Source organism: Novosphingobium subterraneum (assembly GCF_000807925.1).
Taxonomy (GTDB): Bacteria; Pseudomonadota; Alphaproteobacteria; order Sphingomonadales; family Sphingomonadaceae; genus Novosphingobium; species Novosphingobium subterraneum.
Map to the genome: position 1 here is coordinate 58,667 of NZ_JRVC01000009.1, position 26,428 is coordinate 85,094.

26 protein-coding genes are annotated in these 26,428 nt (G+C 63.3%); 10 read left to right on the top strand and 16 right to left on the bottom strand.

Going from position 1 to position 26,428, the window contains the following annotated elements:
• Positions 1-5 precede the first annotated feature (5 nt).
• From tatC to NJ75_RS10460, 7 genes are all read right to left on the bottom strand, one after another.
• Positions 6-824, bottom strand: a complete 819-nt coding sequence (gene tatC / locus NJ75_RS10430; protein WP_039334185.1) for a twin-arginine translocase subunit TatC — start codon at positions 822-824, stop codon at positions 6-8.
• Entirely contained in the window at positions 821-1,231 is a 411-nt protein-coding gene (tatB, locus tag NJ75_RS10435; protein ID WP_039334187.1) for a Sec-independent protein translocase protein TatB, read from the bottom strand. Before tatB ends, tatC begins: the two co-directional genes overlap by 4 nt.
• A gap of 27 nt (positions 1,232-1,258) precedes the next feature.
• Positions 1,259-1,498 (bottom strand): twin-arginine translocase TatA/TatE family subunit, encoded by a 240-nt coding sequence (locus NJ75_RS10440; protein WP_039334189.1) that lies wholly within the window; start codon positions 1,496-1,498, stop codon positions 1,259-1,261.
• A gap of 66 nt (positions 1,499-1,564) precedes the next feature.
• Entirely contained in the window at positions 1,565-2,176 is a 612-nt protein-coding gene (gene scpB / locus NJ75_RS10445) for an SMC-Scp complex subunit ScpB (protein WP_039334191.1), read from the bottom strand.
• A complete protein-coding gene (locus tag NJ75_RS10450) occupies positions 2,173-2,970 on the bottom strand; it encodes a segregation and condensation protein A (protein ID WP_039334193.1) in 798 nt (265 codons plus the stop codon). Before NJ75_RS10450 ends, scpB begins: the two co-directional genes overlap by 4 nt.
• On the bottom strand, positions 2,970-3,986 hold the full coding sequence (gene nagZ / locus NJ75_RS10455; protein WP_039334195.1) for a beta-N-acetylhexosaminidase: 1,017 nt from the start codon (positions 3,984-3,986) through the stop codon (positions 2,970-2,972). The genes NJ75_RS10450 and nagZ overlap by 1 nt, the downstream gene beginning before the upstream one ends.
• Before the next feature lie 87 nt (positions 3,987-4,073).
• Complete coding sequence (locus NJ75_RS10460) at positions 4,074-4,724, bottom strand: TetR/AcrR family transcriptional regulator (RefSeq protein ID WP_169745715.1); 651 nt, start codon at positions 4,722-4,724, stop codon at positions 4,074-4,076.
• A gap of 108 nt (positions 4,725-4,832) precedes the next feature.
• Here NJ75_RS10460 and NJ75_RS10465 point away from each other — a divergent pair, with 108 nt between their 5' ends.
• Positions 4,833-5,879, top strand: a complete 1,047-nt coding sequence (locus tag NJ75_RS10465; RefSeq protein WP_039334198.1) for an aromatic ring-hydroxylating dioxygenase subunit alpha — start codon at positions 4,833-4,835, stop codon at positions 5,877-5,879.
• Positions 5,880-5,892: 13 nt separating this feature from the next.
• Here NJ75_RS10465 and NJ75_RS10470 read toward each other — a convergent pair whose 3' ends face one another.
• The 3 genes from NJ75_RS10470 to NJ75_RS10480 form a co-directional block, all read right to left on the bottom strand.
• Positions 5,893-6,669, bottom strand: a complete 777-nt coding sequence (locus tag NJ75_RS10470) for an SPOR domain-containing protein (RefSeq protein ID WP_039334409.1) — start codon at positions 6,667-6,669, stop codon at positions 5,893-5,895.
• A gap of 37 nt (positions 6,670-6,706) precedes the next feature.
• Positions 6,707-8,455 carry an arginine--tRNA ligase gene (gene argS, locus NJ75_RS10475; RefSeq protein WP_039334199.1) on the bottom strand — a complete coding sequence of 583 codons (1,749 nt, stop codon included), beginning with the start codon at positions 8,453-8,455 and terminating at the stop codon, positions 6,707-6,709.
• A 131-nt stretch (positions 8,456-8,586) separates the two neighbouring features.
• On the bottom strand, positions 8,587-9,249 hold the full coding sequence (locus NJ75_RS10480; RefSeq protein ID WP_039334200.1) for a hypothetical protein: 663 nt from the start codon (positions 9,247-9,249) through the stop codon (positions 8,587-8,589).
• Between the two features lie 135 nt (positions 9,250-9,384).
• Between NJ75_RS10480 and ispH the strand changes: the two genes are divergently transcribed.
• The 3 genes from ispH to rnhA are packed head-to-tail and all read left to right on the top strand — an operon-like array spanning position 9,385 to position 11,765.
• The gene (ispH, locus tag NJ75_RS10485) at positions 9,385-10,353 is read left to right on the top strand and encodes a 4-hydroxy-3-methylbut-2-enyl diphosphate reductase (RefSeq protein WP_039334202.1); all 969 of its coding nucleotides are present in this window, start codon (positions 9,385-9,387) and stop codon (positions 10,351-10,353) included.
• Positions 10,354-10,365: 12 nt separating this feature from the next.
• On the top strand, positions 10,366-11,337 hold the full coding sequence (gene thrB, locus NJ75_RS10490; protein ID WP_039334205.1) for a homoserine kinase: 972 nt from the start codon (positions 10,366-10,368) through the stop codon (positions 11,335-11,337).
• On the top strand, positions 11,334-11,765 hold the full coding sequence (gene rnhA, locus NJ75_RS10495; protein WP_039334207.1) for a ribonuclease HI: 432 nt from the start codon (positions 11,334-11,336) through the stop codon (positions 11,763-11,765). Before thrB ends, rnhA begins: the two co-directional genes overlap by 4 nt.
• Before the next feature lie 45 nt (positions 11,766-11,810).
• Here the strand turns inward: rnhA and NJ75_RS23310 are convergent, their stop codons facing one another.
• Both NJ75_RS23310 and NJ75_RS24330 read right to left on the bottom strand, forming a co-directional pair.
• Entirely contained in the window at positions 11,811-13,163 is a 1,353-nt protein-coding gene (locus tag NJ75_RS23310) for a lasso peptide biosynthesis B2 protein (RefSeq protein WP_052242336.1), read from the bottom strand.
• A gap of 393 nt (positions 13,164-13,556) precedes the next feature.
• Positions 13,557-13,721: a hypothetical protein gene (locus NJ75_RS24330; RefSeq protein ID WP_156135761.1), complete on the bottom strand. Its 165-nt coding sequence runs from the start codon at positions 13,719-13,721 to the stop codon at positions 13,557-13,559.
• 129 nt (positions 13,722-13,850) lie between these two features.
• Here NJ75_RS24330 and NJ75_RS10505 point away from each other — a divergent pair, with 129 nt between their 5' ends.
• Genes NJ75_RS10505 through NJ75_RS10520 form a run of 4 tightly spaced genes read left to right on the top strand, consistent with a single transcriptional unit; the run spans position 13,851 to position 17,818 of the window.
• Positions 13,851-14,798, top strand: coding sequence for a hypothetical protein (locus tag NJ75_RS10505; protein WP_156135762.1), 948 nt, complete (start codon positions 13,851-13,853; stop codon positions 14,796-14,798).
• A 5-nt stretch (positions 14,799-14,803) separates the two neighbouring features.
• Positions 14,804-15,634, top strand: coding sequence for a sulfotransferase domain-containing protein (locus NJ75_RS10510; RefSeq protein WP_052242338.1), 831 nt, complete (start codon positions 14,804-14,806; stop codon positions 15,632-15,634).
• 47 nt (positions 15,635-15,681) lie between these two features.
• Positions 15,682-15,948, top strand: a complete 267-nt coding sequence (locus tag NJ75_RS24730) for a PqqD family peptide modification chaperone (protein ID WP_039334211.1) — start codon at positions 15,682-15,684, stop codon at positions 15,946-15,948.
• Between the two features lie 4 nt (positions 15,949-15,952).
• Positions 15,953-17,818, top strand: coding sequence for an asparagine synthase-related protein (locus NJ75_RS10520; RefSeq protein ID WP_156135763.1), 1,866 nt, complete (start codon positions 15,953-15,955; stop codon positions 17,816-17,818).
• A 63-nt stretch (positions 17,819-17,881) separates the two neighbouring features.
• Here the strand turns inward: NJ75_RS10520 and NJ75_RS10525 are convergent, their stop codons facing one another.
• The 4 genes from NJ75_RS10525 to NJ75_RS10540 all read right to left on the bottom strand — a co-directional run bounded on the left by NJ75_RS10525 (position 17,882) and on the right by NJ75_RS10540 (position 23,941).
• On the bottom strand, positions 17,882-18,709 hold the full coding sequence (locus NJ75_RS10525; protein ID WP_039334214.1) for a shikimate dehydrogenase: 828 nt from the start codon (positions 18,707-18,709) through the stop codon (positions 17,882-17,884).
• Between the two features lie 54 nt (positions 18,710-18,763).
• Positions 18,764-21,679, bottom strand: a complete 2,916-nt coding sequence (locus NJ75_RS10530) for a TonB-dependent receptor domain-containing protein (RefSeq protein ID WP_236727122.1) — start codon at positions 21,677-21,679, stop codon at positions 18,764-18,766.
• A gap of 140 nt (positions 21,680-21,819) precedes the next feature.
• Positions 21,820-23,037, bottom strand: coding sequence for an MFS transporter (locus NJ75_RS10535; protein ID WP_039334216.1), 1,218 nt, complete (start codon positions 23,035-23,037; stop codon positions 21,820-21,822).
• Between the two features lie 73 nt (positions 23,038-23,110).
• A complete protein-coding gene (locus NJ75_RS10540; RefSeq protein ID WP_236727123.1) occupies positions 23,111-23,941 on the bottom strand; it encodes a TetR/AcrR family transcriptional regulator in 831 nt (276 codons plus the stop codon).
• A 99-nt stretch (positions 23,942-24,040) separates the two neighbouring features.
• Here NJ75_RS10540 and NJ75_RS10545 point away from each other — a divergent pair, with 99 nt between their 5' ends.
• Together NJ75_RS10545 and NJ75_RS10550 are read left to right on the top strand one after the other, a co-directional pair.
• Positions 24,041-25,906, top strand: coding sequence for a bifunctional sugar phosphate isomerase/epimerase/4-hydroxyphenylpyruvate dioxygenase family protein (locus tag NJ75_RS10545; protein WP_407668263.1), 1,866 nt, complete (start codon positions 24,041-24,043; stop codon positions 25,904-25,906).
• Positions 25,903-26,406: a DUF3237 domain-containing protein gene (locus tag NJ75_RS10550; protein ID WP_236727124.1), complete on the top strand. Its 504-nt coding sequence runs from the start codon at positions 25,903-25,905 to the stop codon at positions 26,404-26,406. The genes NJ75_RS10545 and NJ75_RS10550 overlap by 4 nt, the downstream gene beginning before the upstream one ends.
• Positions 26,407-26,428: the final 22 nt, after the last annotated feature.

Sequence of the window (26,428 nt, forward strand, 5' to 3'; positions counted from 1 at the left end):
TCCTTTTACGGAAGAAGGGGTGGCGTCTCGCCAGCCGCAAGTGCAGCGGCTTCGGCTTCTTCCTCAGCCTTGCGCTTTGCATCGGCTTTTTCGGTGAAGCGCATGAGCAGCAGCGTTCCCTCGAACAGGATCAGCAGCGGAATCGCCAGCATCAGCTGCGAAACGACGTCAGGCGGCGTCGCCACCGTCGCCACGGCAAAGATCACCACGATCGCATAGCGCCGCGCCTTGACCAGCTGGTCGCGGCTGACGATCCCCGCGCGATTCAGCAACATCAGCAGCACAGGCAGCAGGAAACTGATCCCGAAGGCGAGGATGAACTGCATGACCAGACTGAGGTAATCGCCCGTTCCCGGCAGTGCCTCCAACTGCAGGCCGCCCTTGTTACCCTCGAACCCGAGGAACCATTTGAACGCTGTCGGCATCACCACGAAGTAGGCAAGGCTCGCACCTGCGGTGAACAGCACCGGTGTCGCGAACAGGAAAGGCAGGAACGCGCGCTTCTCACGCGCATAGAGCCCCGGCGCGACGAACGCCCAGAGCTGGTTGGCGATCACCGGAAAGCTGACGAAGAACGCCGCGAACATGGAAACCTTCAGTTCCACGAAGAAGGCTTCGTAAAGCTTGGTATAGATCAGCTTGCCCTGCCCCGGCGGAAAGGCATGGACCAGCGGCTGCGCCAGCAGCGCAAAGATCTGGTCAGCAAAGTAGAAGCTGACGGCAAAGGCAATCGCCAGCGCATAGACACAGCGCAGCAGGCGCGTGCGCAACTCCAGCAGGTGGTCGAGCAGCGGGGCCTGCGTCTCGTCGATGTCCGAGATCATGGCAGCGGAGCTTCCGGTCTGGCGGTCTTTTCCTCAGGCGGCATCGGCCCGATCATCACCGGATCTGCGGCAGAGGGTGGCGCATCCGAAGGCAGCGGGTTCGGGAACGGATCGTTCTGGTCCTCTGCGGCAGCCACGGTCTGGCCTTGCGCTTCGGCGGCGGCTTCCTGAGCCGCAGTCTCGCGCATGATCCGCTCGTTCTGTTCCTTCCACTTGCGCTCCATCTCCTCCATTTCCGCCTCGCGGATCATGGTTTCGATGCCCGACTTGAAGTGGTTGGAAACGCGACGCATCTTCGCCACCCACCGCCCTGCGGTGCGCAGTGCCATAGGCAGGTCCTTCGGGCCGATCACGACGATCGCCACGATGACCAGCACCAGAAGTTCGGACGCGCCGATGTCGAACACGGCCCTGTCGCCTTGTCTTACAGCAGCTTACTGAGCCTGATCGGTCGAGGTCGGCGCAGGCGCCGGTGCCGGAGGCGGCACCTGCTGCTGCTGGATCTGCGCAGGCGGCGGCGTGACCGGCTTGTTGTCCTCGTCGTTCATACCCTGCTTGAAGCTTTTGATGCCCTTGCCGAAATCGCCCATCATTTCGGAAATGCGACCACGGCCGAACAGGATCAGCACGACCAGCGCAAGCACGATCAGGTGCGGAAGGGAAAGACCACCCATGTCACTAACTCCTTTGCGTTCCCTAGATAGGGACCGCGCGCCCCACATGCCAGTTTTTCCGTCGCGTCAGTCGGCGTCTTCCCCGCCTGACGGATCAATCAACCCCGTGTCCCCATCCTCGCCCCCCGTCAAGACGGCAAACGCCTCTTCGACCGGGTCGAGCAGCCCCGCAGCGCGCAATTCCTCGATTCCCGGCAGGTCGCGCCGCGAAGCCAGGCCGAAATGCGTGAGGAATTCGGGGGTCGTCGCATAGATCGTCGGCCTGCCGGGCACTTCGCGACGCCCGGCAATGCGAATCCAGCCCGCTTCCAGCAGCACGTCCAGCGTGCCCTTGGCCGTCTGCACGCCGCGAATCGCCTCGATCTCGGCGCGGCTGACGGGTTCATGGTAGGCAACGATCGCCAAGGCCTCGGTCGCCGCGCGCGACAGGCGGCGTGGCTCTTCCTTCTCGCGCCGCAGCAGATGGGCAAGATCGGCCGCCGTCTGGAAGTGCCAGCGTCCGCCTCGTTCGACAAGATTGATCCCTCTTTCCGCATAGGCCTGCGTGAGCGACACCAGCGTATCGTCCACCGCTGCTCCGCCCAGATGCGCCGAGATTTCCAGCGCGGTCAGCGGCTGCTCTGCGGCAAACAGCGTAGCCTCCACCGCACGCTCGAGATCGCCCGCCCGCTCCGTCATGCCCGCGAAGCCCTCAGCATGACCGGCCCGAATGCCTCGTCCTGCGCAAGTTCGGCACGACCCTGCTTGGCCAGCTCAAGCGCGGCCAGGAAGCTTGAAGCCAATGCAGACTTGCGCAACGCGGGATCGGCATCCAGCGGGAGGAACGCCCGCAGATCGGTCCATTCCACCGCGATGCCTAGCATCTGCGAGACCCGTGCCAGCGCTGCATCCAGCGTCACGACGGCACGCTCGCGTACCATATGGACGACCGGTTGGCTGCGCAGCTTGATCGCCCCATAGGCCTGGATCAACGAGAACAGATCGGACTTCCACAGCGCCTTGCGGTCAACGCGAAGGCCTTCAGGGCGCCCGCGCAGGAACACGTCGCGGCCGGTGCGGTCCCGCCCCATAAGCCGCGCGCCTGCCTCGCGCATCGCGCCCAGACGCTGCAGCCGCAATTGCAGCTTGAGCGCCAGTTCTTCAGGACTCGGCTGCACTTCGGGATCGCGTGGCAGCAGCAGCAATGACTTGAGATAGGCCAGCCACGCCGCCATCACCAGATAATCGGCGGCAAGCTCCAGCTTCAGCGCCTTGGCACGATCGATGTAGTCGAGATACTGGGCGACCAGCTCAAGGATCGAGATCGTGCGCAAATCGACCTTCTGCCGCCGCGCCAGTTCCAGCAGCAGGTCAAGCGGTCCCTCCCAGCCATCAAGCTCTAGATAGAGCGCCGCATCGCCGGTTGGTGCAGTGGCAATGCCGTCCCACGCCTCGTCTCCATCAAACAGCGCAGGAACGACATCGCCTGTCATCACGCAAGTTCCAGCAGCCGGTCGCGCGTGGCGAGGAGTTCGGCCTGGGCCGAAATGTCGGCAGGTCCATCGAACGCCGCCGTGCCCCGCAGGGCGCGCTCCAGCCGCTCCGCCGTCGTCGCACTCATCGGCGTGAGACCTTCAGCAATGCCGATCATGTCGTCCATCTTCGCCCAGCAATTGAGGGCAAGATCGCATCCGGCGGCCTGCGCGCGGACCGCCCGTTCGGGGACAGTCCCACCAAGTGCCTGCATATCGAGATCATCGGTCAGCAGCAGGCCGTCAAAGCCGATGGCCTGGCGGATCACCGTTTCGATCACATAAGGCGATAGAGTTGCCGGGTTTTCGGCATCCCATGCGGTGAAGCGCAAATGGCCGGTCATCGCGATCGGCGCATCCTTCAGCGCGCGGAACGGCGCGAGGTCCAGTTCCAGCTCCTCGGCACTCGCCGTAACAACCGGAGTTTCCTTGTGGCTGTCGACCATCGACCGACCATGGCCGGGCATATGCTTGACCACGCCTGCAACGCCTGCTCGCGCCAGTCCGTCGAGCGTGGCCCGGCCAAGCGCGGCAACGCGCATCGGCTCGGCCCCCAACGCACGGTCGCCGATAACGTCATGCGCCACGGGCTGGCGCACGTCGAGCAGCGGAAGGCAGTCCACGCTGATGCCCACTTCTGCCAGATCGAGCCCCAGCGCATGGGCGTTGGCCCGTGCCGCCTCGATCGCGCTGGCGGGCGCCACGTCGTAAAGCCGGTCAAAGCGTTCGCCCGGCGGGTAGGCCGCCCAGACCGGGGGTTTCATCCGCGCGACGCGCCCGCCTTCCTGATCGATGCAGATGAAGGTGCGGTCCCGCCCATGCAGTGCCCGCAACTCGTCGGTCAACGCGCGCACCTGCGCGCGACTTTCGACGTTGCGCCCGAACAGGATATACCCCGCCGGATCCGCGTCGCGGAAAAAGGCGCGTTCGTCTTCAGTCAGGGTCAGGCCGGAAAGCCCGAAAATTGCAGGCAACATGGCAGCGAACTTGCGAGTTTCGAAGCCTTTGGCAAGAGTTCCAGCCGCGGCAATGGGGGATAATTGCGCCGTTTGCGACGTGATGCCTCAGGCCACTGGCGCAACCATGACCACCGGCGCAATCATGTGCGCGATGGCCGCTTCGATCCAGTACGTGTCAGCAGGATCCGCGCCGGACATGGTGCGTATCAGATCGCCATTGCCAAATGTGACAAGGGCCGCACCGATCAGGCTGAAATAGGCGATTTCCGGCCTGCTCCCACCAAGGTACCCTTTCAGCGAAAGCGCCGTGAACAAGGGGGCAAGCAGTTCCCACACCGGTGTTCCAAACGCCTCCACCAGCCATTTCTGTCGCTCTGAGTTCACCGAGAACTCCTGCAGCATCAGCCGCGTCAGGCGTGGCTCTTCGGCAAAGGTGCGCAGGAAGCCGGGCAGGATGCGCCATGCCGTCGCAACCGGATCACCAAGGGCATCGCCCGCCAGCTGGTGCCGAAGATGAACTTCTCCAGCGCGCGCGAACGCCTCGACCACCTTTTGCCATAGCGAAAGCTTGGTCGGGAAATAATAGGCCAGGTGGCCCTGTTCGATCCCTGCCGCAGCCGCAATCGCCCGCGTGCTGGCAGCTGCAAAGCCGACTTCCGAGAAAACCCGCAACGCCGCTTCGAGCACGACACGCCTGTTCTCGTCACCGTCATAGCGGGACGGTTTCAACACGGGAGCGCGAGCTTGTCGGACCATCCGCATCGAATGGCCTGCCGCCGCGGATTTGGCAAGCCAAGTTTGTCACTTGACAAATATCCTTAACAACTGACAAACATCCGGCGGTGTTATTTCGGGAGAACAGCCATGTATCCGCTCAAGGTCGAGCAGCCCTATCCCCGCAACCAGTGGTGGGTTGCCGCCTACGGCAACGAAGTCGGGCGATCGCTGCTCATGCGCGAGATGCTGGGTGAGCGGGTTCTCCTGTACCGGACCGAGGCGGGCGACGCCGTAGCGCTCGGAGCAGTCTGCCCGCACCGCGCCTTTCCGCTGGAATTGGGGCGTCTGGTCGGCGATTCGGTACAGTGTGGCTATCACGGGTTCACCTTCGGAGCCGACGGGACATGCCAGCGCGTGCCCAGCCAGTCAGGCGTGCCCCAGAAATCGGCATTGCGTCGCTATCCCGTGATCGAGACTGGCGGGCTTGTCTGGGTGTGGACGGGCAATGCAGAGGCTGCGGATCAGCGCATGCTTCCCGATCTTGGCGCGATTGGCCTGGGCTGCGCGGACTGGGCGGTCGAGCAGCACGCACCGGTCACCATTGCTGCCCGATATACCCTGCTGATCGAAAACCTGCTTGATTTGAGCCATGTGACCTTCATTCACGCCACTACGATCCCCGGCGGCGAGCAAGTGGCCTCGATTCCAGTCAAAGTCGAAGAAAGCGAAGCCGCCATAACCGTTGTTCGCAGGGGCGAGAACCTGCCTGCCAACTCTTTGATCCGAAGCCAGTTTCCGGACCAGGAAGGTCCCGTGCACCAGCACTTCGATGCGCAGTATCTCTCGCCTGCCCTGATCCGTACCAGGGGAGCGATGTCCGATGCGCTGACCGGTCGAACCTTGGGGACGCAGAACTACATCCACCTCATCACGCCCGTCTCGCCAACGCTGGTTCGGTATTTTGTCAACACCGCACGCGACTTTGCGACAGACAATCCGGCCCTGGGCGCAATGCAGATCGCCATGGGCGCACGCATACAGCCAGAGGATATTGCCGCGATCGAAGCGATCGAGACGGTGCTGCAATCAGGAGCAACACTGCCGACCGAGATCAGCGCGCGGGTCGATAACGGCGCGTTGAAAGTACGGCGCAGACTGGAAGCGCAAATCAGGAAGGAGCTTTGCCCTTCCTGACGTAACCGCTGGTTCAGCGCTTCACCTGGCACTTCAGGCCATTGGCCTGCAACCGTGAACAGAGCGCGTTGGCCGAAGCCAGATCACCCGCCACCGCCTGAAGGCGGTAGACAGTGCCGATATCGGCCTTGCCCTCGATCACGCGGTGCGAGAGACCCTTCAAGGCTTCATGGTTGGCAATGAGCTTCTGCCAGCCCGCTTCCGCCGCTGCATTGGACGAGAAGGCGCCGACCTGCACGCCGACACCGCCGGTCGCAGCGGCCTGGTTCGGCTTCGGCGCAGAGGTCGCGCCGGCGCTCGGCTTGGCCGAAGGTGTTGGCGACAGGGCAGCTGCAGGGGCTGGCGCCGGGGTTGGCGCCGGGGTTGGCAAGGCGGAACCGGCAAGGTTGGCGACAGGCTTTTCCCCTTCGCTGACCTTGAAGCTGGAATCCCCGGTGCCTTCGAAAGTCTTGCCGCCGGGATCCTTTGGCGCGACCTTGTAGGGTTCACGGCTTGCCTCGATCAGGCTCCCGTCGGCCCCGGGAGGCCCTGCCGTGCGGTTGCTGGCGTACCAGATCCCGCCAACCAGCGCCGCAAGCACCACAAGGCCCATCACGGCAAAGCCGATCAGACGGCCATTGCCGCTGTCTTCGTCCTCACCATCGATATCGTCAGCGCTTTCGAGCCAGGGCAGGCGTTCCTCGTCGCCGAGCGCAAGCCGGTCCCCTGCGGGTTCCGCCATCTCGGCAGAGACGTCAAACGGCTTGCCCGGCTCTTCGTCCCACGAATTCTGCCCGTTTTCCCCGTTCATGCCAGACCCGTTCATGAGTGCCCTGCCCCGATTGACGTCAAAGTTCTTGCGCTGCCTCAACGCCCAATAGCGCAAGACCGTTACGAATTACCTGCCCGATTTGTTGGGCGAGGAAAAGGCGGGCTGCAGTCATTGCGGAGTCTTGTGCCACAATGAAGCGCTTCTCGGGCCGGTCGTTGCCGAGATTGTAGTACGAGTGGAACGCCGAGGCGAGATCGTGGAGGAAGAAGGCGATGCGGTGCGGCTCACGCGCCACGGCAGCGGCTTCGACCGTGCGCGGGAATTGCGCAGCGAGCTTGACCAGTGCCAGCTCCTCCTCGCCCAGCAGCGAGAGATTTTCCCTTGACGGGGCAAAGCCTTCGTCGGCGCCCTTGCGAATGTTCCTGCAGATGCGCGCGTGGGCGTACTGCACGTAGAACACCGGGTTGTCCTTGCTGGCTTCGACCACCTTGTCGAAATCGAAGTCCATCTGCGCGTCGGGCTTGCGGGTGAGCATGGTGAAACGCACCACGTCCTTGCCGACCATCTCGACGACATCGGCCAGCGTGACGAAGTTGCCGGAACGCTTGGACATCTTGAAGGGCTGGCCGCCCTTCATCAACTGCACCATCTGCACCAGCTTGACCTCGAACGGCTTGGGCTCACCACCCTCCGCGCTGGTCAGCGCGGCAACCGCGGCCTTGATCCGCTTGACGGTGCCAGCATGGTCAGCGCCCCAGATATCCACGAGGGCATCAGCCGACTGCGCCTTCTGGAAGTGGTAGGCGAGGTCTGCGCCGAAGTAGGTCCAGGCGCCGTTCGACTTCTTGATCGGACGATCCTGATCGTCGCCGAACTTTGTCGAACGGAACAGCGGCAGCTCAACCGGCTCCCAGTCTTCCGGCGTCTTGCCCTTGGGCGCTTCGAGCAGGCCATCATAGACAAGATCGTGGGCGCGCAGCCACTGTTCGGCCGCGTCCACCTTGCCCGAAGCCTGAAGCTCCGCTTCGGATGAGAAAAGGTCATGGTGAATGCCGAGCGTGGCAAGATCGGCGCGGATCATGTCCATCATCGCGGCAACGGCGCGGGTGCGGAAGAGGATCAGCCAGTCAGCTTCGGGCGCACCGACGTACTTGTCGCCGAACTCGTCCGCGAGCGCCTTGCCCACGGGAACAAGATAGTCGCCGGGGTAGAGGCCTTCGGGGATTTCGATGCTTTCGCCCAGCGCCTCGCGGTAGCGCATGTGCACCGAGCGGGCGAGGACATCGACTTGTGCCCCTGCATCGTTGACGTAGTATTCCTTGATGACCTTGTGCCCGCTGAACACGAGCAGGTCCGCCAGCGCATCGCCGACCACCGCGCCACGGCAGTGGCCCATGTGCATCGGCCCGGTCGGATTGGCCGAGACGTACTCGACGTTGACGATCTTGCCGCCGCCCATGGCCGACCGACCATAATTCGCGCCTGCCGACGCGATCAGCGCGAGTTCACCGCGCCAGGCATCGTCGGTCAGCCGCAGGTTGATGAAGCCGGGCCCGGCAATCTCGGCCGAAACGACGCGCGGCTCCTTTTCAAGTTCGGCCACCAGCGCAGTCGCCAGCGCGCGCGGATTGGTGCCCGCGGGCTTGGCCAGCACCATCGCCGCGTTGGTCGCCAGATCCCCATGCGAAGGATCGCGCGGCGGCTCGCACGTCACCGCGCCTCGGTTCAGACCAGCAGGGAGGGTTCCTGCGGCTTCGAGCGCAGTCAGCGCGGTGTCGATTACCGAGGCGAAGTCGGCGTGGAGGTTGATCCGGGCGTCAGTCATGGGCGGGCGGTTAGCCCAATCACGGACAAAGCGAAAGGGCATCGATCTACCTGCCCTTCACTCCGGCGAGTTGCCGCTCTGCCTGCGAGAGTTGCAGGTGAGTTGCCCCTCTGCCCCCGAGAGTTGGAGACTTACTTGCGGACGTTGTACTGGAGCTGCGCGTCGGTCAGCTGGAAGCCGACGAGCAGTTCGAAGTTGGCCTTGGAGAGAGCTGCCTTGACATCGGGCTGCGAAAGCGGATCGACTGCTGCGTCTTCGTCGCCCGCGCGCCGCTTGCGCGAGATGCGCTTGACGATGTCTTCCGGAAGCGATGCCTCGGCCTTGTCCACATCGGCTCCGGCCTGCGCCCGACCCGTGGCGCGATCCTGCCCGTCGGCGAAATCGATCACGACCTTGCCCACGCGCTTGGCCACGACGATGTTACCGCCGCGCACGACAGTGGAGAAATAGGGCAGTTCGACGCGGCGTGCGCCGACCTTGCTCGACCGGCGGGCCAGCACGTCGAAGCTGGCGACAGAGTGCAGCTTCGAACCGTCGGTGCACTGTGCGCGCAGGTTGGTGATCGTCGCCTCGATATCGATCGCCGCCGAATCGGTGCGAGACGGATCGCTGAAAACGGTGACGTCGCCGGTGTAATCAGGGATGCCCACGCGCGGACACGGATCGCGCAGCGCCGTGACGCCCACCGCGTCATCAACGACAAGCTCGCCCTTCTTGCCGCCGCAGGCCGAAAGCGCGAGGGCTGCCACGAGCGGGGCGCCCAGAATTGCGATACGGCGGGCACTTGCGTTCATGGGCACTCGATCCTCGATACTTGCAGCGTCTGATCGACCGGAAACCGAACTCCGGCCAACATTTCGGCCACCTCTACCCACCGCAGCCGCTTTCGGCAATGGCGGTACGCCGCGCTTGCTGCTAAGGGCCGCAGGATGAACGCCAGCTTGCCAGACGTCGCTGCCGAAACGGCTCCATTACGCCTTCTCATTGCTGCTCCGCGCGGCTTCTGCGCCGGGGTCGACCGGGCGATAGAGATCGTCGAACGCGCGCTGCAGCGCTATGGCGCGCCGGTCTATGTCCGGCACGAGATCGTGCATAACCGCTTCGTCGTGGACGGCCTGAAGGCCAAAGGCGCGATCTTCGTGGAGGAACTGGATCAGGTCCCGGATGGCGCGCCGGTGGTGTTCTCGGCGCATGGCGTGCCCAAGGTCGTGCCGCAGGATGCGACCGCGCGCGGGCTCGACTGGCTCGATGCCACTTGCCCACTCGTGTCCAAGGTCCACCGCCAAGCCGAGCGCCAGGTCGAGGCCGGGCGCCACATCCTGTTCGTCGGCCACAAGGGTCATCCCGAAGTGATCGGCACGATGGGCCAGGTCCCCGAAGGTTCGATCTCGCTGGTCGAGACCGTGGATGACGTCGCCAAGCTGTCATTCCCGGCCGACGCGCCGCTTGCGTTCCTGACGCAGACGACCCTTTCGGTGGACGATACTGCCGAAATCGTGGCGGCGCTGCGTGCGAAGTTCCCGCAGATCGCCGGGCCAAAGGCCGAAGATATCTGCTATGCCACTTCGAACCGGCAGGAAGCGGTCAAGGCCATTGCCGGGGAATGCGACCTGCTGCTGGTAATCGGTGCGCCGAACAGCTCCAATTCGCTGCGTCTGGTCGAGGTGGCCGAGCGCATGGGCACGCGTTCGCGCCTGATCCAGCGCGCGAACGAGATCGATCCCGAATGGCTAGAAGGCGTGAACACGCTGGGGCTCACCGCGGGGGCCTCCGCGCCCGAAGTGCTGGTGCGGGAAGTGGTGGCGAAGATCGGAGAGCTGCGCCCCATCTCGGAAGAGACGGTGACCACCGCCGAGGAAAAGATGGTTTTCAAGCTGCCGCGCCAGCTGCTCGACTAAGGCGCAAGCAACATGGCGGTCTATACCCAGATCGGCGCGGAAGAGATGGCCGCGCTTGTCAACGAATTCGACGTGGGCGCACTGGTCTCGGCCAAGGGCATCGCCGAGGGCGTCTCGAACTCCAACTGGTTGCTGGAAACGACGGGCCGGGATGGCAGCGGTGCGCGCTTCATCCTGACGATGTACGAGTTCCGCATCGAGCTGGAGGACCTGCCCTACTTCCTCTCGCTGCTCGATCACCTGGCTGCAAAGGGCTGCCCGGTGCCGCGCACCATCCACGATCGCGAGGGGGCGCTGTTCCGCAGGCGGGGCGAAAAGGCGCTGGCGCTGATTGAATTCCTCCCCGGCGTTTCGGTGAGCGAACCGACGGTGGGACAGGCCCGAGCGGTAGGTGCTGCGCTGGCGCAGATGCATCAGGCGTCGGCGGACTTTGTCGGCACGCGTGCGAACGGGATGGGCCTCGCCGAATGGCAGCGGCTGTTTGATGCCTGCGGACCCGAAGGGCTGGCCGCGATCGATCCCGAACTGGCCGGGCTGGTTGCCGAGCACATGCCGAAGATCGCTGCAGGCTGGCCGCAGGACCTGCCGTGTGCGGTCATCCACGCCGACCTGTTTCCCGACAACGTGCTGATGCTGGGCGACAAGGTTACCGGGCTGATCGACTTCTATTTCGCCTGCAACGACCTGATGGCCTACGACGTCGCGGTGACGCATGCGGCGTGGTGCTTCGACGCGACGGGCCGGAACTTCAGCACCGAGCTCTCGGCAGCACTGCTCGATGGGTATGAGGCGGTACGGCCACTGTCGGCGAAGGAGCGGGCTGCCCTGCCCCTGCTGGCGCAAGGGGCGGCAATGCGCTTCACTTCGAGCCGCGCCTACGACTGGCTCAATACACCCGCCGACGCGCTGGTGGTGCGCAAGGACCCGATGGCATTCGCCCGGCGCTTGCAGTTCTATGCGGCGAACCCGGGGGTATTCGCGTGAAGCACGTCGAGATCTTCACCGACGGCGCGTGCAAGGGCAATCCCGGCAAGGGTGGCTGGGGTGCGCTGCTGCGCATGGGCGAGCACGAGAAGGAAATGGCCGGCTCTGAAAAGGAGACGACCAACAACCGCATGGAGCTGATGGGCGCGATCATGGCGCTGCAGGCCTTGAAGCAGCCGTGCCGGGTGACACTCCATACCGACAGCAAATACGTGCTCGACGGCATCACCAAGTGGGTGTTCGGCTGGCAGAAGAAGGGCTGGAAGACGGCCGACAACAAGCCGGTCAAGAACGAAGACCTGTGGCGCGCGCTGGTGGAAGCCGTGCGTCCGCACAAGGTCGAATGGGTCTGGGTCAAGGGCCACGACGGCCACCCCGAGAACGAGCGGGTCGACAAGCTGGCAAGCGACGCGGCAGTGGCGGCCTGACGGCGGCTGCCGCCGCCAAGGAGACTGGCAGCATACGCAGACTTGCTATCGACAGGCCGTTGCCGGAATGAAGCATCCGATTTCACGGATCTGAGGCGCTGGAGGGTAGCCCGTCACGGGGAGGCCCGCCGCCTCGAGCCAGGCATGAGCCATGAACTTCCGGTCCGTGTCCCGGCCTGAGCCCAGATGCAGGACCGACGGAATATGCCGGCGACGGAGCATGGCGTGGCCCGCCAGTGCCTGCTGAAGGCAGACCGCCCGGAACGGCACCCATCGGGCAACGGTTTCAAGCGTTCGCCCGATCCGGGCTGCGGTGTCTGCATTCGCCGAGGGTGCCACAGAAGCTGCCGCGATGGCGCGAGGGTCGTCCGGTGCCACAAGGTCGCCGAGGTGTTCCGCCACCTTGCGAAACGGCATGACCATCAAGATCAGGCGGGCAAGGGCAAGACAAAGAACGGCTTCGAGCACCAGGCCTGATGCGCGGACAGGCTTGCCTGTCCTTTCCCATTTATCCCGCAGTATTGCGAGAGCAGATCGGCGGCGTACTGGCGCCGCCGTTTCCAGCCATCGATCGAGCGTTGCAGCGAGCGGCCTGACCTGCGCCCCATATCGACCGGCCAGATTTGCGATGATCCAGTTCCCGTTGCCATTGCCTTCCAGAAATACTGGTCCCATCGGTGTCAGGACGATATCCCAATGAATCGCGGGAACGGCAGGAACAGTCGACATCGCGAGAAGCGCGTTCCGAACCGCTTCGGCAAAGAACGGGACCCTCCTCCCGGAGATGCGAGGTCCATCCACCTCCCGGAAATCCAGCATCGTGTCGGGGCTTTCGAGCACGACTCCGCCTTTGGCAATGCCGGTGTCCGGATCGATCGGAGCGTAAATCTGGCCGTTCAGGAAGTTCCGAGGCTTGAACCCGGGGCGAGGCAGTATCAGCAAGGCAGAGTCCAACTGCGGCGGGCCAGCGGGAATGCGCGACGTTGCCAGACGCAGGACTGGCGCGCGGCCGCGCCATGACAGATCGGCGAGGCCATCAGCGGACACCAGCCGGTCCTGCACAATCAACTCGTGCCCTGCGCTCAATTGCGTCAGGTGTTCACTCAACCTGCCTGCATCGACATCGAGGCCATCGATCTGCCAACGATCGCCGCTTCGGGTGATCGCCGATACGTTGCGACCGCCAGAACCATAACGGGGTTTGAGGACCAGCCCGGTCGGCCCGATGACGCGCGCCAGTTCTTCGATGCACAGCGGATTACGTACCGTGTGCGTGCCCGGCACACACACGCCGGCCGCTTTCAGGCGCTCGGCCAGCGCCTGCTTGTCTGAAAGAAGCGCCTGTCCGTCGGGAGAGCCAAGCTCCTGCACCAGCAACGCTGCGGAGCGTGCCGACATGAGGGGAGCGCGACGATACAGCCGCCGCCACACGAAAGCGTCGACAGGGTCGGCGCCTGTGAGAAGGCAATCCCGGTAAAGCGAAAGGAATGCGCGAAGTTCCAGCCTTCGCAAACGCGCAAAGCGTGCTGCCCGAACCAAAGCCGCAATGGGCCAGGCAATGCGATTTGCGCAGAACAGAACGGGACGCAGAACAACCGGAAACCTGCCGTACCACCTGGCCGACGCCCACTGGCGACATCGACCGACGTCACGATCGGCGCAACGTCCCCAGCCAAGCCCGTCAAAAGGGAGGCTTCGCCAGACACTCATCCCTTGAGGACTCTGTAGGGACGTGTCTTTCCGGGTGCTGAGGATACCCAGCGCACACGCCCCATCGGTGATGGCTCGACTTCAGGAACCTGTCTTGAGGAACGGCGAACCTTCGATGCCCGAAGTGCCGCCGCCCGCGGTCAGTGCGCTGATGTCTGCATCTTCGATGCGCGGTGACTGCCAAGCCTTGCGAGCGGGGGCCTGAACTTCTTCACCAGTTTCGATCGTTAACTTTTGGTTAGGCATAAGGAGACCTCCAAGCTCTTTCACGCAACGTATAGCAGTGCAGAAATAATGTGATTAGATCAATGATTGTTTTGGATTTTTAATCTGCATTGCGACTTGCATATGTCTGCTTGTCGGCGATAGTTCAGCATGATCGAGCCTGTTGGTCCCCCACCGTATACCTATCGAATGTCAGGACTGAATGTCCGATCCATGATCGCTTTGCCGATGCGAGCGGATACGGGGGCCGTCGAGGTAGCCGAGGCGGATGTGACAATGCATGTCGAGGATGTCCCCGAACACCTTGAAGACATCCTGCACAGCGGCGCCAACTGGGAAATCAACCGGAACAGCTTCCTGCTGAACCTGCCGGATACCGGCCGCTTCATGGCTACGGACGGTAACCGCATCAGCATTTGCCCAGCGCCGGACATGCCAGTCGAGGACGTACTGATATTCGCGACCGGGACGGGACTCTCGGCCATTCTGTACCAGCGCGGTGGGTTGTTGCTTCATGCCTCGTCGGTGGTTCACGAAGGTCGCGCCTACCTCTTCTGCGGGCCGAGCGGCGCCGGCAAATCCACTCTTTCGGCGGCTTTATGCCGCGCCGGATGCGATTTTCTGTCCGATGACATGTGTGCCATCATCCAGCCAGACCAAGGGCCGGCGATGGTGGAGCGCGATGGACGGGCGCTCCGCCTGTACGCTGACAGCATTGAACACCTGGCGCTGGGGAGCTCGACAGGCCCTCGCGTACGACACCTCGTCGAGAAGTTTCACGTTGCTCCGCCGACGACGGCGGACCAAGGCGGAGCCGTGCCGATCGCGGCAATCTACATGTTGACAGCTTCCGATCCGGCACAGGCTCCTGCCATAACCCGGATGACACCCCTGAATGCGGCTCAAGCTCTCCTGCGGCAATCATACCGGCGTCAGATCGCACTTTCCTATGCCAACCAGAGCGGGCTGGCTGGCCGCATCGGCGCGCTTGCAGCCGGGATCGGAGTCTATCACCTGAGCAGGCCTCGCGACCTGGAGCGTCTGGACGAGACGACTGCAGCATTGATGAAGCACTGGCAAAGTCCGAGCGTGGCGTAGCGACCGTGGCGACCCTACCGGCCGGACTGATCTGGCTCGCATCCTATCCCAAGTCCGGCAACACCTGGATGCGCGTCCTGTTTGCCAACTTGCTGACTGGCAGCGAACAACCTTGCAACATCAACCGGCTGTCCGAGGAAGAACTGCTGATAAGCCGCTGGCGGTTCTGCGACGAGCTTCTGGTGGAACCGGACAGCCTCTATTCGGCAGAGCTGGCGAAACTTCGCGCGATGCAAGGCGCGTTCGTCGCAAGGCGTCTTGAGACACCTTTCATCTGCAAGACCCACGACAGGTTTGATACCGAAGTAACCGGACTGCCAGGAAGCCGCGGCCTATACCTTGTCCGCGATCCCCGCGATGTCGCGATCTCGCTTTCGCATCACGCCGGCATTTCGATCGATGCAGCCATTGCACAGATGCTCGATACGACGGCCCACTCCGACGGACCGATGCAGTTGCGCTACGCCTTGGGGGACTGGGCTTCGCATGTGACGGGCTGGACCACGCAAGAGGAAATTCCGGTTAAGGTCGTGCGATATGAGGATCTGCGGCAGGACACCAAAGCCGAATTTACCAGAATCATCGGGTGGTTGAATGGCACCGCCAGTTCTGCGGAAGTGGATCGAGCGATCGACCATTCGTCTCTCAGAGAACTGCAGCGCCAGGAGGCAACGCACGGCTTTCGCGAAAGCCTGCCGCAGCAGGAGCGCTTTTTCCGGTCGGGCAAGGCCGGGGAATGGCGTCAGGCGCTGACCCCTGGTCAGATCCGCAAGATCGAAGACGCATTTGGGCCGGTCATGGAACAGTGGGGCTATTCCCAGGTGCACCATGTCTGATCGCAGGCCGCACGTCTGATCGGCCGTACATTCCAAGGGAGTTACAGATGGGAAAATTGGTTCAGCGCGCGTGGGGCATGTTGGGCTCGGCTCAGGAGAACTCCACCTTGCTGCTCAATGTGCAGGCTGGGCGCTACCACGAATTGAACGAGGTGGCCTCGCGGATCTGGGAACTCCTCGCACAGCCTATCGACGAAGACGATATCGTTGCAACGCTTGAGGCCGAGTATGATGTGCCGGCTGCCGATTGCCGGGATCAGGTGATAGCATTTCTCCGCGAACTGAGGGAGCGCGGGATGCTGGAAGTGGTGTAACGGCGTGAAACTGATCTGCGGTATTGTGCGCCTGGATGATGCCTGCCCGCCAGAGCAAATGCTCGACGGCATGATTGAGGCGATGATTCCCGAGGGGCTGTCCCCCGCCGTCAGCCGCCAGACACATGGTCGCCTGAGCATGGCCATCCTGGATTTCTCGCATGAAGGCGCGCGTCCGGTCGAGAAGGAGGCGTGGATCGTAGCAGCAGATGTGCGACTGGATGTCTTCTCGGATTGTCCGGAGCAGATCTTTCTGACTAGCCTTGCCACGCATGGCGCGGACTTTCCCGATCGCATCAATGGCGACTTCGCCGTGGCGATGTGGGAGCAGAAGCAAAACGTCCTCTGGCTGGCCCGCGATTTCATCGGGGCAAGGCCCTTGGCCTGGACTCTGCGCGCGGGACGCTGGTTCGCGTTCGCCAGCCTGCCGAAAGGTCTTCACAAAGCCGGTGTGGCATCCGCGATTCCGGACCAGCCTGCCCATGCAATCAGACTGCGCCAGTCATTCTTTCGGGGCAGCGACAGTGGCTTTGCCGAAATCGCCTATCTCCCTGCCGGTCATAGCCTGCGGTTCAGTGTCGAGGACCAAGCTCCGCAGATTCATCGGGCATACCGCCCGGACGAAAGCGCCGTCGGCAAATGGACAGGAACCCGGGACGCTGCCGCCCGAAAGCTGAAAACGCTGCTCGACGAAGCCGTTCGGCGGCGTCTGCCAACGGACAAGCCCGTCGCCTGCCACCTCAGCGGAGGGCTCGACAGTTCGGCGATAACGGCGCTGGCAGCCAAGGCCGCGCGCGGGCGCGGCGCGGGCGTCATCGCGCTAAGCATGACAACACTCAAGCCGATCGGCCCAGCGCAGCTCGATGAGCGCCCCTTGATCGAAGCTCTCCTGAAGCAATATCCGGACGTTGAACACCACGTGGTCCACGATTGCCTGCATATGCCCGGCCAGCCGGAGGATACGGACTGGCCGGGCGGTGTGATCGGCGGGCATGACGATCAGATGATGGCGCTGGCGGCCAAAGCCGGCGCAGATCGGGTCCTCAGCGGCGTCGGTGGCGACGAAGGAGCGACCTACAACGGCGCCAACCTTTACGCTGCCCTGTTCCTGAAGGGGGATATGCGAACTCTCGCCCGGGAACTCCGGTCGCGCGCCAGGACCGATGGCAAATCGCTGAAAGCCACGATCCGCGCTCGCCTTCTGAAACCCCTGCTTGCCAAGCTTCCGATGACGCGTCGCGGACCATCCCGTTCACCGATGGATGCAGCTTCAGGCATTCTCCGCTTCGTGAAACCCGCATTCAGGAGCGAAATCCTCGACAGAAGCATGCAGCCGATTCTCCAGGCGAATACGCCAAGGGAGCGAGTCACGGCCTTTGCGGATCATCATATCCCATCGCGTTGCACCTACTTCTCGATAATGGCTGCCCGCCATGGACTGGCGGTAACCTTTCCGATGCTTGATCGAACGGTCGTGGACTTCATGTTGTCTTTGCCGCTGCATCACTTCGTGCACGACGGGTACAGTCGCCAACCCTTCCGCACCGCCATGGAGGGCATCCTGCCCGACGAAGTCCGTTCGGCGCAGGTCAAGGTCGGATTATTCGACGAGCGCTTCATGGGCTACGCAGAGCTGAAAGAGAAACTGCTGCTGTCGCTTGATCTGCTGCGCGCCTCTGTCGATGGACAGTCGACGATCTTCGATCTGGACGCGATCGGCGCCGGGCTCCGGCTTTTACCCGATGCAGCAAGGCTGGATGATATTTCACAGCTGGGTCGTGCAGCGCTGGACAGGGACACGCCGCCCTGGTTGCCATTGATGGCCGTGGAGTGCCTCATTGCTGCCCACCGACTGTCCGGCTTTAGATAAGCAGTCAATCGGCCTGCCTCACCCGCGCTCGCGCGCGACACTCGGCCCGCTGCTGCTTTCGGACTATACGAGGCTGGACGCCATTCTGCTTCTGTCTGCAACGCGGCCAGTGATGATTTCGAATGCGCGGGCCGCCTGTCCGATGACCATGCCGATACCATTGATCGTGCGACACCCCCGCTGCCTGGCAAGGCAAAGCAGTTCCGTTTCGGGCGGGAAGTAGATGATATCGGCGACCCAGTGCCGCGCTTCGACGGCATCTTCGGCAATCGGCATACCGGGTTTGCCGTTCATGCCGATCGGCGTGGCGTTGACGATACCGTCAGCAACCGCCATCTCGACCGCATCGGGAGCAAGGGCGATGATCCGGGCATTGGTGAAACGCGCAGCAAGATCGTCTGCCAGGAGCCTTGCGCGGTTCTCGTCCACATCGACCAGTTGCAGCGTGCCGACCCCCAGCGAGAGCAGGGCATTGGCGACGGCAGCCCCCGCCCCTCCTGCACCGAGCTGGACCACATTGTTCAAGGCGACGCCCGGCAATCCTTCGGCAATGGAGTCCCGGAAGCCGGCCATGTCGGTATTGAAGCCGCACAGCTTGCCATCGCGGATGGATACGGTGTTGACTGCGCCCACGGAAAGCGCGGTCTCGTCGAGTTCATCAAGCAGCGATACCACGGCCTGCTTGAACGGATAGGTCACGTTGAAGCCGCTGTAGCCCTGGTCCAGCAGGCGCTTCAGGACCAGTGGAAGATCACTGTCGGCCCAGCCTCGCGCGGAAAAATCATAAAGGTCGTAACGCAAGGCGATACCCTGCGCCTGCGCTTCCTTCTCGTGCAACTCGGGCGAGCGCGAGGCGAGGATCGAACGTCCAAGAAGGCCGGATAGGATCATTTGTGCCTTCGAAAAGCGTCCCGGCACCACGGGGATGCCGGGACATAGGGTGGATCAGAAGTTTACGCGTGCGCCAAGATAGAACGAGCGACCGATCGGATCGTAGAGCGCAACGTCCGTGCCATTCTGCGAGCTCGCCACGAAGGGCAGGCCGCGATCGAACAGGTTGTTCACGCCGGCGCGAAACTCGATCGACTTGTTGACGCGAACAGTGCCGAACATGTCCCACAGCGCATAGGCACCCACGCCAACCTGGGCGGTGGCAGGAGTAAGGACCGAGGTCGTGTCCTTCATCGCGCTCTGGTAACGCCAGCGAAGGCCGAGCGTGGTGGCGTCCGAACGGTAGCCGAAGCTGGTGACCGACTTCCATTTCGGCGTGGCGCGCGGGGGAAGGCTGCTGACGCCTGCCGCACCGTTGCTGATGCCCGTGTAGTCGAGCTCTGCCGCGCCAGGGATCAGCTGCAGCTTGTACTTGTGCAGCCAGCCCACGGCCGCGTTCACGAACAGACGACCGCTGTCTCCACGCAGGATCGGTGACGGCACTGTCCAGTTCACCTGCGCCTCGACGCCATCGGTCTTGACCGATCCAAGGTTGAGGAACGGCGTGGCGACGTTGACCAGCTGCCCCGAGTTATCGCGCGAGAGCAGGCCGCAATAGAGGTTGGTCTTGTCGTAGCTGGGGTTCGAGCCATCGAGGTTGAAGCACTTCGACAGCACGGTCAGGCCGGGCACGGTCGAGATCACGTTCTTGACCGCGATATTGTAGTAGTCGACCGAAAGCGTTAAGTCCGACAGAAGCCCGCTCTGGAAGGGCGAATTGAGCACGAAGCCGAAATTGTAGGTATCGGCGCGTTCGGGCGTCAGGTTGGTGTTGCCCGAGACGATCTGGCCGGTGGCCGTGGTCGGGAAGGTGTAGCTGGAGATTGCAGCCTGCGGAATGCCCTGTGCAACGCAGAGTTCTGCAACCTTGGCACCGTTGGCACCCGTGCGCGCGGTCGAGCGGATATCGCAAGGATCGCCCAGTGCGCCTGGCGGCGTGCCGATCACCAGCTGGTTGCCCTGCTGCGGCGAGAACAGTTCGCCGATGTTCGGCGCACGCACCGCGCGCTGGTAGCTGCCACGGAACAGCAGCGGCTCCACCGGCTTCCAGCGGGCGTCGACTTCGTAGCTGGTGACCCCGCCGGTGACCGAATAGTCGGAGTAGCGGATCGCGCCGCCGATGCCGAATTCCTGGATGAACGGCTTGTCGGCGATCAGCGGTACGTCAACCTGCGCAGCAAATTCCTTCACGGAGATGCGACCCGAGGCGGGCTGCGAGGCAATCACGGATTCGATGTTCTGGGCGCGAAGATCGCTGTCTGGAATGTAGTTGTAGCTGTTCCTGCGATAGCCTGCGACGAAGGCGATCTGGGCAGGGCCAGCGCCAAGATCGAACAGCTTGCCGTTGACCTGCAACTGGGCCTGCGTCTGAGACAGCTTCTCCTTCGAGAATGCGGTCTTGGTGATGTAGTCCACGCAGGCCTGCGACAGCGAGCGGGCGTTGGCATCACCGAAGATGTTGAAGCCGCCGGTGCAAAGCGAACGGCCACCGTCAGCCGCGTTCAGCAAGGTCTGGACGCGGCTCTTGACCACGGCGTCGTTGAGCTGCTGGTCATGGACCGACTGGTCGTAGGATGCATAGAGATCGAACGACCAGCCCGAGGTGATGTCCCCCTTCAGGCCGGCCATGTACTGCTGGACGACGTAGTTCTCGTCCCAGTTCTTGTAAGGCACGCCAACGTAGCGGCCATTCCAAGTGAACGGCGCATTAGGGTTGGGGCGCGAAGCGAGGATCGTGCGAAGGTCCTGCGGGATGAACGGATTGGTGACCGGGATCGTGGTCAGTGAACCGAACTGGGTGAGGCTGCCGCCTGACGCAGTCTTGACCGAAAGGTCGACGTACATGAACTGGCCATAGGCGGTGAGGCCCGGCGCAAGGTCGTAGTCGGCCTTGACGAAGGCAGTCTTGCGCTTGAGGCCATTGGCGAAATCGATCTGCTGGCCGACCGGCATGCGCACGTTGTTGCCGACGATCAGGTAGCCGTTTGAGCCGTTGGGACCCTTGTAGTTGCGCGCACCGGTCTGCGTGAACAACGTGCCATCATTGTTGAAACCGAGGTTCAGCAGCTGGAAATTGGCGGGCAGATTGCTGATGCCGTATCCCGAAAATACGGCCGACACGACCGCCGCGTCAGGAGCATTGGTCGCGCTCGGCACGAAGGTGCCGTTGCCGATAAACGACGAGGGCGTCTTGTCGAAGAAGAAGTCGCGGGTCGAGCCGTTCACCTGGTCCTGATGAGCATAGCTGAACGCCGCCATGACGTGACCACGATCCTCGGCAAAGCTCGATCCGAAAGCGAGCGAGCCGTTGAACTTGTAGGCATCGCCGCGGTCGCTGATCGAGTTCTGCACGTCCATGCGCACGCCGTCGAAAGCGCGCTGGGTCTTGAAGTTGACGACACCCGAGATGGCATCGGAACCGTAGATAGCCGACGCGCCGCCCGTGATGATGTCGACACCACCCATGATCGATTCAGGCAGGATGTTGATGTCCACGTTGCCATTGATATCCGACAGCGGCAGGCGCTTGCCATCAAGCAGCACAAGATTGCGGTTGGTGCCAAGGCCGTGGAGGTTGACCGATGCGCGGCCACCCGTGCCCTGCCCGCCGGTGTTGGCGTTGCCCGCGGTCGTGAAGCTCGGAAACTGGTTCAGCGCGTCCTGCAGGTTGACCTGTCCGGTCTCCTTGAGCGCGGTCTCGCCCACCGAGACGATCGTGCTGACGGCGGTGTTGTTCGGTCGCGCGATCAGCGAGCCGGTAACGATGATTTCCTTGGTGTCGCCCGGCGCTTCAGCAGCTTGGTCCTCTGCACCATTCTGGGCCGCATCCTGAGCGAGCGCGGGCGCAGAGAGCGCGGCAGCTACGGTCAACAGGGACGCGGAAAACGCAAGGCGAGTGCCCCTCAAATTCATGGTCATCCTCCTCCAGGGGCAGCTGGATTCGCCGCCCTTCACCGAGGGTTCATTTATGTGACGAACTAGTCCCTGTCAAATAACTTGTTACTGGTTAGTTACACTTTGTGGCGTTCCACCAGAAACGCTGCTGCCGCACAGATGAGCAAGGGCGCGCAGTAGGCTCCGAAAAGCGCCGGTAACGGTGCGTTTGCCGCCATCAGGTAGCCGCCCAGCATCGGGCCGATCACCGCCCCGCCCCGGCCCACGCCAATGGCCCAACCCACGCCGGTGGCGCGCACCTCGCCGGGATAGGCGCCCGCCGCGATCGGCCAGACGCCATTGTATCCCCCCTGCAGGGTCACGCCGATCACGAAGGCGACGACCAGCGTCAGCCACACCGGCATTGCGATCGATCCGAAAGCCACCATCGCCACGCCCGCGCCGGTCAGCATCACGGGAACCAGCTTTCCCAGCGGCACGCGCAATGCAAGGACGCTCATCGCCATCGTGCCGACGAAGGCACCAAGGTTGTAGAGCGCGCCAGCGTAAATACCGTTGGTCTCCGAAAGGCCCGCCGCGATCGACAGCTTCGGGATCCAGCTGACGACGAAGTAGAGCACCATCAGTCCGAAGAACACGGCACACCACAGGGCGATGGTCCGTGCGCGCAGGGCCGGAGCAAACAACTGGCCTACCTTGCCCGCCGAGGCGCGCCCCTGGCTCGCCTCAGGTTTCACATGAGGCAGGACCAGCCACGCTGCCGGCAACAGCGCCACCGTCAGCACCGCAGCGCCCAGCAGCATGGCCTGCCAGCCATGGATCGGAAGCGCATGCGCCACGATCAGCCCGGTGAACACCGCCGCGAAGGGATACCCTGCCTGTACCACGCCCACCGCCAGATTGCGCTGTGCGGGAGGCGCGCTCTCCGCGGCAAGCGCCGCCATCGCCGCGAGCACCGTTCCGATGCCCGAGCCCACGATTACCCGCATCGCGAACAGGAATGGCTCGTTCGGAGCGATACTGCTGGCGAACATGCCGACCGACATCAGGCACAGCGCCGCAAGGATAACCGCGCGCCGCCCAAGCCGATCAGCCAGCGGGGCAATGAACATGCCGCCGATGGCCATGCCGAGAAGGCCAGCGCTGAACAGGTTGCCCATCGTTGCTGCGTCAATGCCCCATTCCGCCTGCAGTCGCGGAGCAATGAACGACAGGATCGTCACGTCCACGCCGTCGGCCATGTTGATCGCGAAGCACAGAGCAACGATGCCCAAGGCCTTGCGCGACCACTCCGTGGGGCCGTCGGCCATGGAATCGGGTGCGGGAAGTGCCATTCGTCCTCTCCTTTTGGCGCAAGGGCAGACGTCCGGCCGATCCATGGACGAGCAGCAATAGCTGCCCGGCCGGTCAGTCCTTCTTCGTCACCCAGGCCAGAATGATGTCCGCCACCTGCCCTGCCCGTCGCTCGATCGCCTCGGGGCTGGTCATGTCCACCCCGAAGTTGTGCGCGAAGGTGAACTGGTTGGAGACGTTGTAGAAACTCAATGCGGTCAGATTGAGATGCAGGTCCACCGGGTCGATGCCATCGCGGAAAGTACCTTCCGCCTGTCCCCGGGCGATGATGCTTTCGAGGATGCCGATGACCCGGCGGTTGCCTTGGGGCAGGCCCTCGATCTGCTTGAGATGTTCGGCGCGGTGGATGTTCTCGTTCATCACCAGTCGCACCAGTTCAGGATGGCGCGCGTGATAGCGCACGTCATGCTCGATCAGACGGCGCAGCGCGTCGGTAGCGCTGCCGCTCTCGATGTCGACTTCGGCCTCGCTCTCGCGGACGCGAGCATAAGCGCGTTGCAGGACGGCACGATAAAGCTCGTCCTTGCCTTCGAAGTAATAGTAGATCTTGCGCTTGGTCGCCTTGCCCGCGATCTCGTCGATCCTCGCCCCGGCCAGGCCCTTCTCGACAAATTCGTTGGTGGCGATGTCGATGATCTGGTTGATCGCCTGCTCGCGGCTTTCCGCGCGACTCCGGCGTTCCGGCTTCTTCGCTATTTCGCTCTCGGGCAAGATGGTGGTCTCCGCGACTGGCACGAGGTCCTGTCGCTCGCCATCGAGCGCCTGCCCCGTTGGCAGCGATGCTAGCGGGATTTTCGGCTGCGGTCTGCCCGTGACACAGCGCGCGCGCAGGTTTTCCCCGCCCATAAGCGCCGTTCCGGCCACCGCATCAGAAATTCCCTTCACATTCCTCCCCTTGCGCCCGCACTCCATTTATGTAACGAACTAGTCCCTAACATTTATAGATGTCAACCTCGCAAGAGCCGAGGCGACGGAGAGCCTGCAGTGCCCATCAAGACGTCCATCGCCACCGTTTCGATCAGTGGTACGCTCGATGCCAAGCTGCAGGCCATCGCTGCTGCCGGATACGACGGGGCCGAGATCTTCGAGAACGACCTTCTTTCGACGCACCTCTCGGCACGCGACATCTCAAGCATGATGGCTGATCTCGGCCTTGCCTGCACGATGTTCCAGCCGTTCCGCGATCTCGACGGATTGCCCGAACCGCAGCGCACCCGCGCGTTCGACCGGCTCGAGCGCAAGTTCGACGTCATGCAGGAACTTGGCACCGATCTGCTCCTGCTCTGCTCAAGCTGCTCACCCATCGCTTCAGCCGATCGCGCCCACACCATCGCCGATCTTCACGAAGCCGGGGAACGCGCCGCCGCACGCGGCCTGCGCATCGGCTACGAAGCGCTTGCCTGGGGCCGCCACGTCAACGATCACCGCGATGCCTGGAGCATCGTGCGCGACGTGGATCACCCGGCCATCGGCCTCGTGCTCGACAGCTTCCACTCGCTCTCGCGCCGCATCCCCTCCTCCAGCATTGGCGATATCCGCGCCGACAAGCTGTTCATTGTGCAAGTAGCCGACGCCCCGGTGCTCGACATGGACCTTCTGCAGTGGAGCCGGCACTTCCGCTCGATGCCGGGCCAAGGCGACTTTCCACTCGATGATTGGGCGCAGGCGATCCGCAAGATCGGCTACGACGGGTATTGGAGCCTCGAGATCTTCAACGACCGCTTCCGCGCAGGTTCGGCCAGCGGCGTGGCGCTCGATGGCTATCGCTCACTGCGCCTTCTGGAGGGCGGAATTGCGAAGCCCTCTGCCGCTGCCCCCACGTTGCCGCCGCGGGCCACCACCACGGGCGTCGAGTTCATCGAATTTGCCGCCAGCCACGAAGAAGCCGAGGCACTTGGCGCGATGCTCCGCCCGCTCGGCTTCCGACCCACCGCGCGCCATCGCAGCAAGGACGTTACCCGCTGGACGCAAGGCGCGGCGAGCATCGTCGTGAATTGCGAGCCCGAAGGCCTCGCCCACAGCTTTGACATGGTCCACGGCGCCGCCGTCTGCGCGCTCGGACTTACCGTGCCGGACGTTCCCGCAGCGCTTTCTCGCGCCGACTTTCTGCGCGTCCCGCGGTTCGAGCAGGCAGTCGCCCCCGACGAATGGCCGATCCCGAGCGTGCGCGGCGTCGGAGGCAGCCTGATCTACCTCGTCGATGCAGCCAGCCGCGAGGCGATGTGGGCTCATGAGTTCCCTCACGCGCTCGAACCCGAAGCCGCGCCACTGCTGAACGGCGTCGACCACATTGCGCAGACCATGCAGTACGAGGAATTCCTCAGCTGGCTTCTGTTCTACGTCGCCCTGCTAGATGTTGAAAAGACGCCCCAGCTCGAGATCGCCGACCCGATGGGCCTCGTGCAGAGTCAGGCGGTTGAAAACGCCGATCGTTCGGTACGTTTCACGCTCAACGGCTCGCTCGCCAGCCAGTCGCTTACTTCGCGATTCGTGCAGAACTATTTCGGTGCGGGGGTGCAGCATATCGCGTTTGCCACGTCCGATGTCTTCGCCGTAGCCGAAGCTGCCCGCGCCGATGGCCTGCCGGTCCTCGAAATTCCGCGCAACTACTATGACGATCTCGAAGCGCGCTGGGGACTGGATCCCGGACTGATCGAGCGGATGGCTCGGCTCGGCATCCTCTACGACTGCGACGGCGAGGCGGAATACTTCCAGTTCTACAGTCGCGCCTTCGCCCGACGCGTCTTCTTCGAAGTGGTCGAGCGACGCGGATACGCCGGATACGGTGCAGCCAATGCCCCGATCCGCCTTGCCGCGCAAGCCAGACACAAACCCGAATATCTCGATTGAGGAAGCTCATGCGCCTGATCGCCACGATAGCCACCGCCGCGCTGGCAACTGCCACAAGCGCGCACGCCGCTGAACCCGCGCTCGAATTCGCCTTCGAGGAAACGGTCACGCTCGATGCCGATGTGACTGTCGGCCAGACCTCGCTTGGCACCCGCAACATCGTGCCCATTACAGGCGGCACCTTCGAAGGCCCCGGCATTCGCGGCACGATAATGGGCGGTGGCTGGGACTGGCAATCGCGGCGCGCCGATGGCTGCCTGCAGATCAAGGCTGATTACATGCTGCGCACCGATGACGGTGGCGTGATCAACGTCGTCAACACCGGCGTCAGTTGCCGCGCCAAGGACCCCAAGGCAGTCGTCCGTACCCACCCCGTCTTCGAAGCGCCGCAGGGCAAGTACGACTGGCTCTCGCAAGGCTGCTTCATCGGCACGCTCGATCCGGTGAGCCTGCCCGGTGGCAAGCGCGCGGTGCGCATCCGCTTCTACCGCGTCAGCTGAACGCGCAACGATGACAGACAAA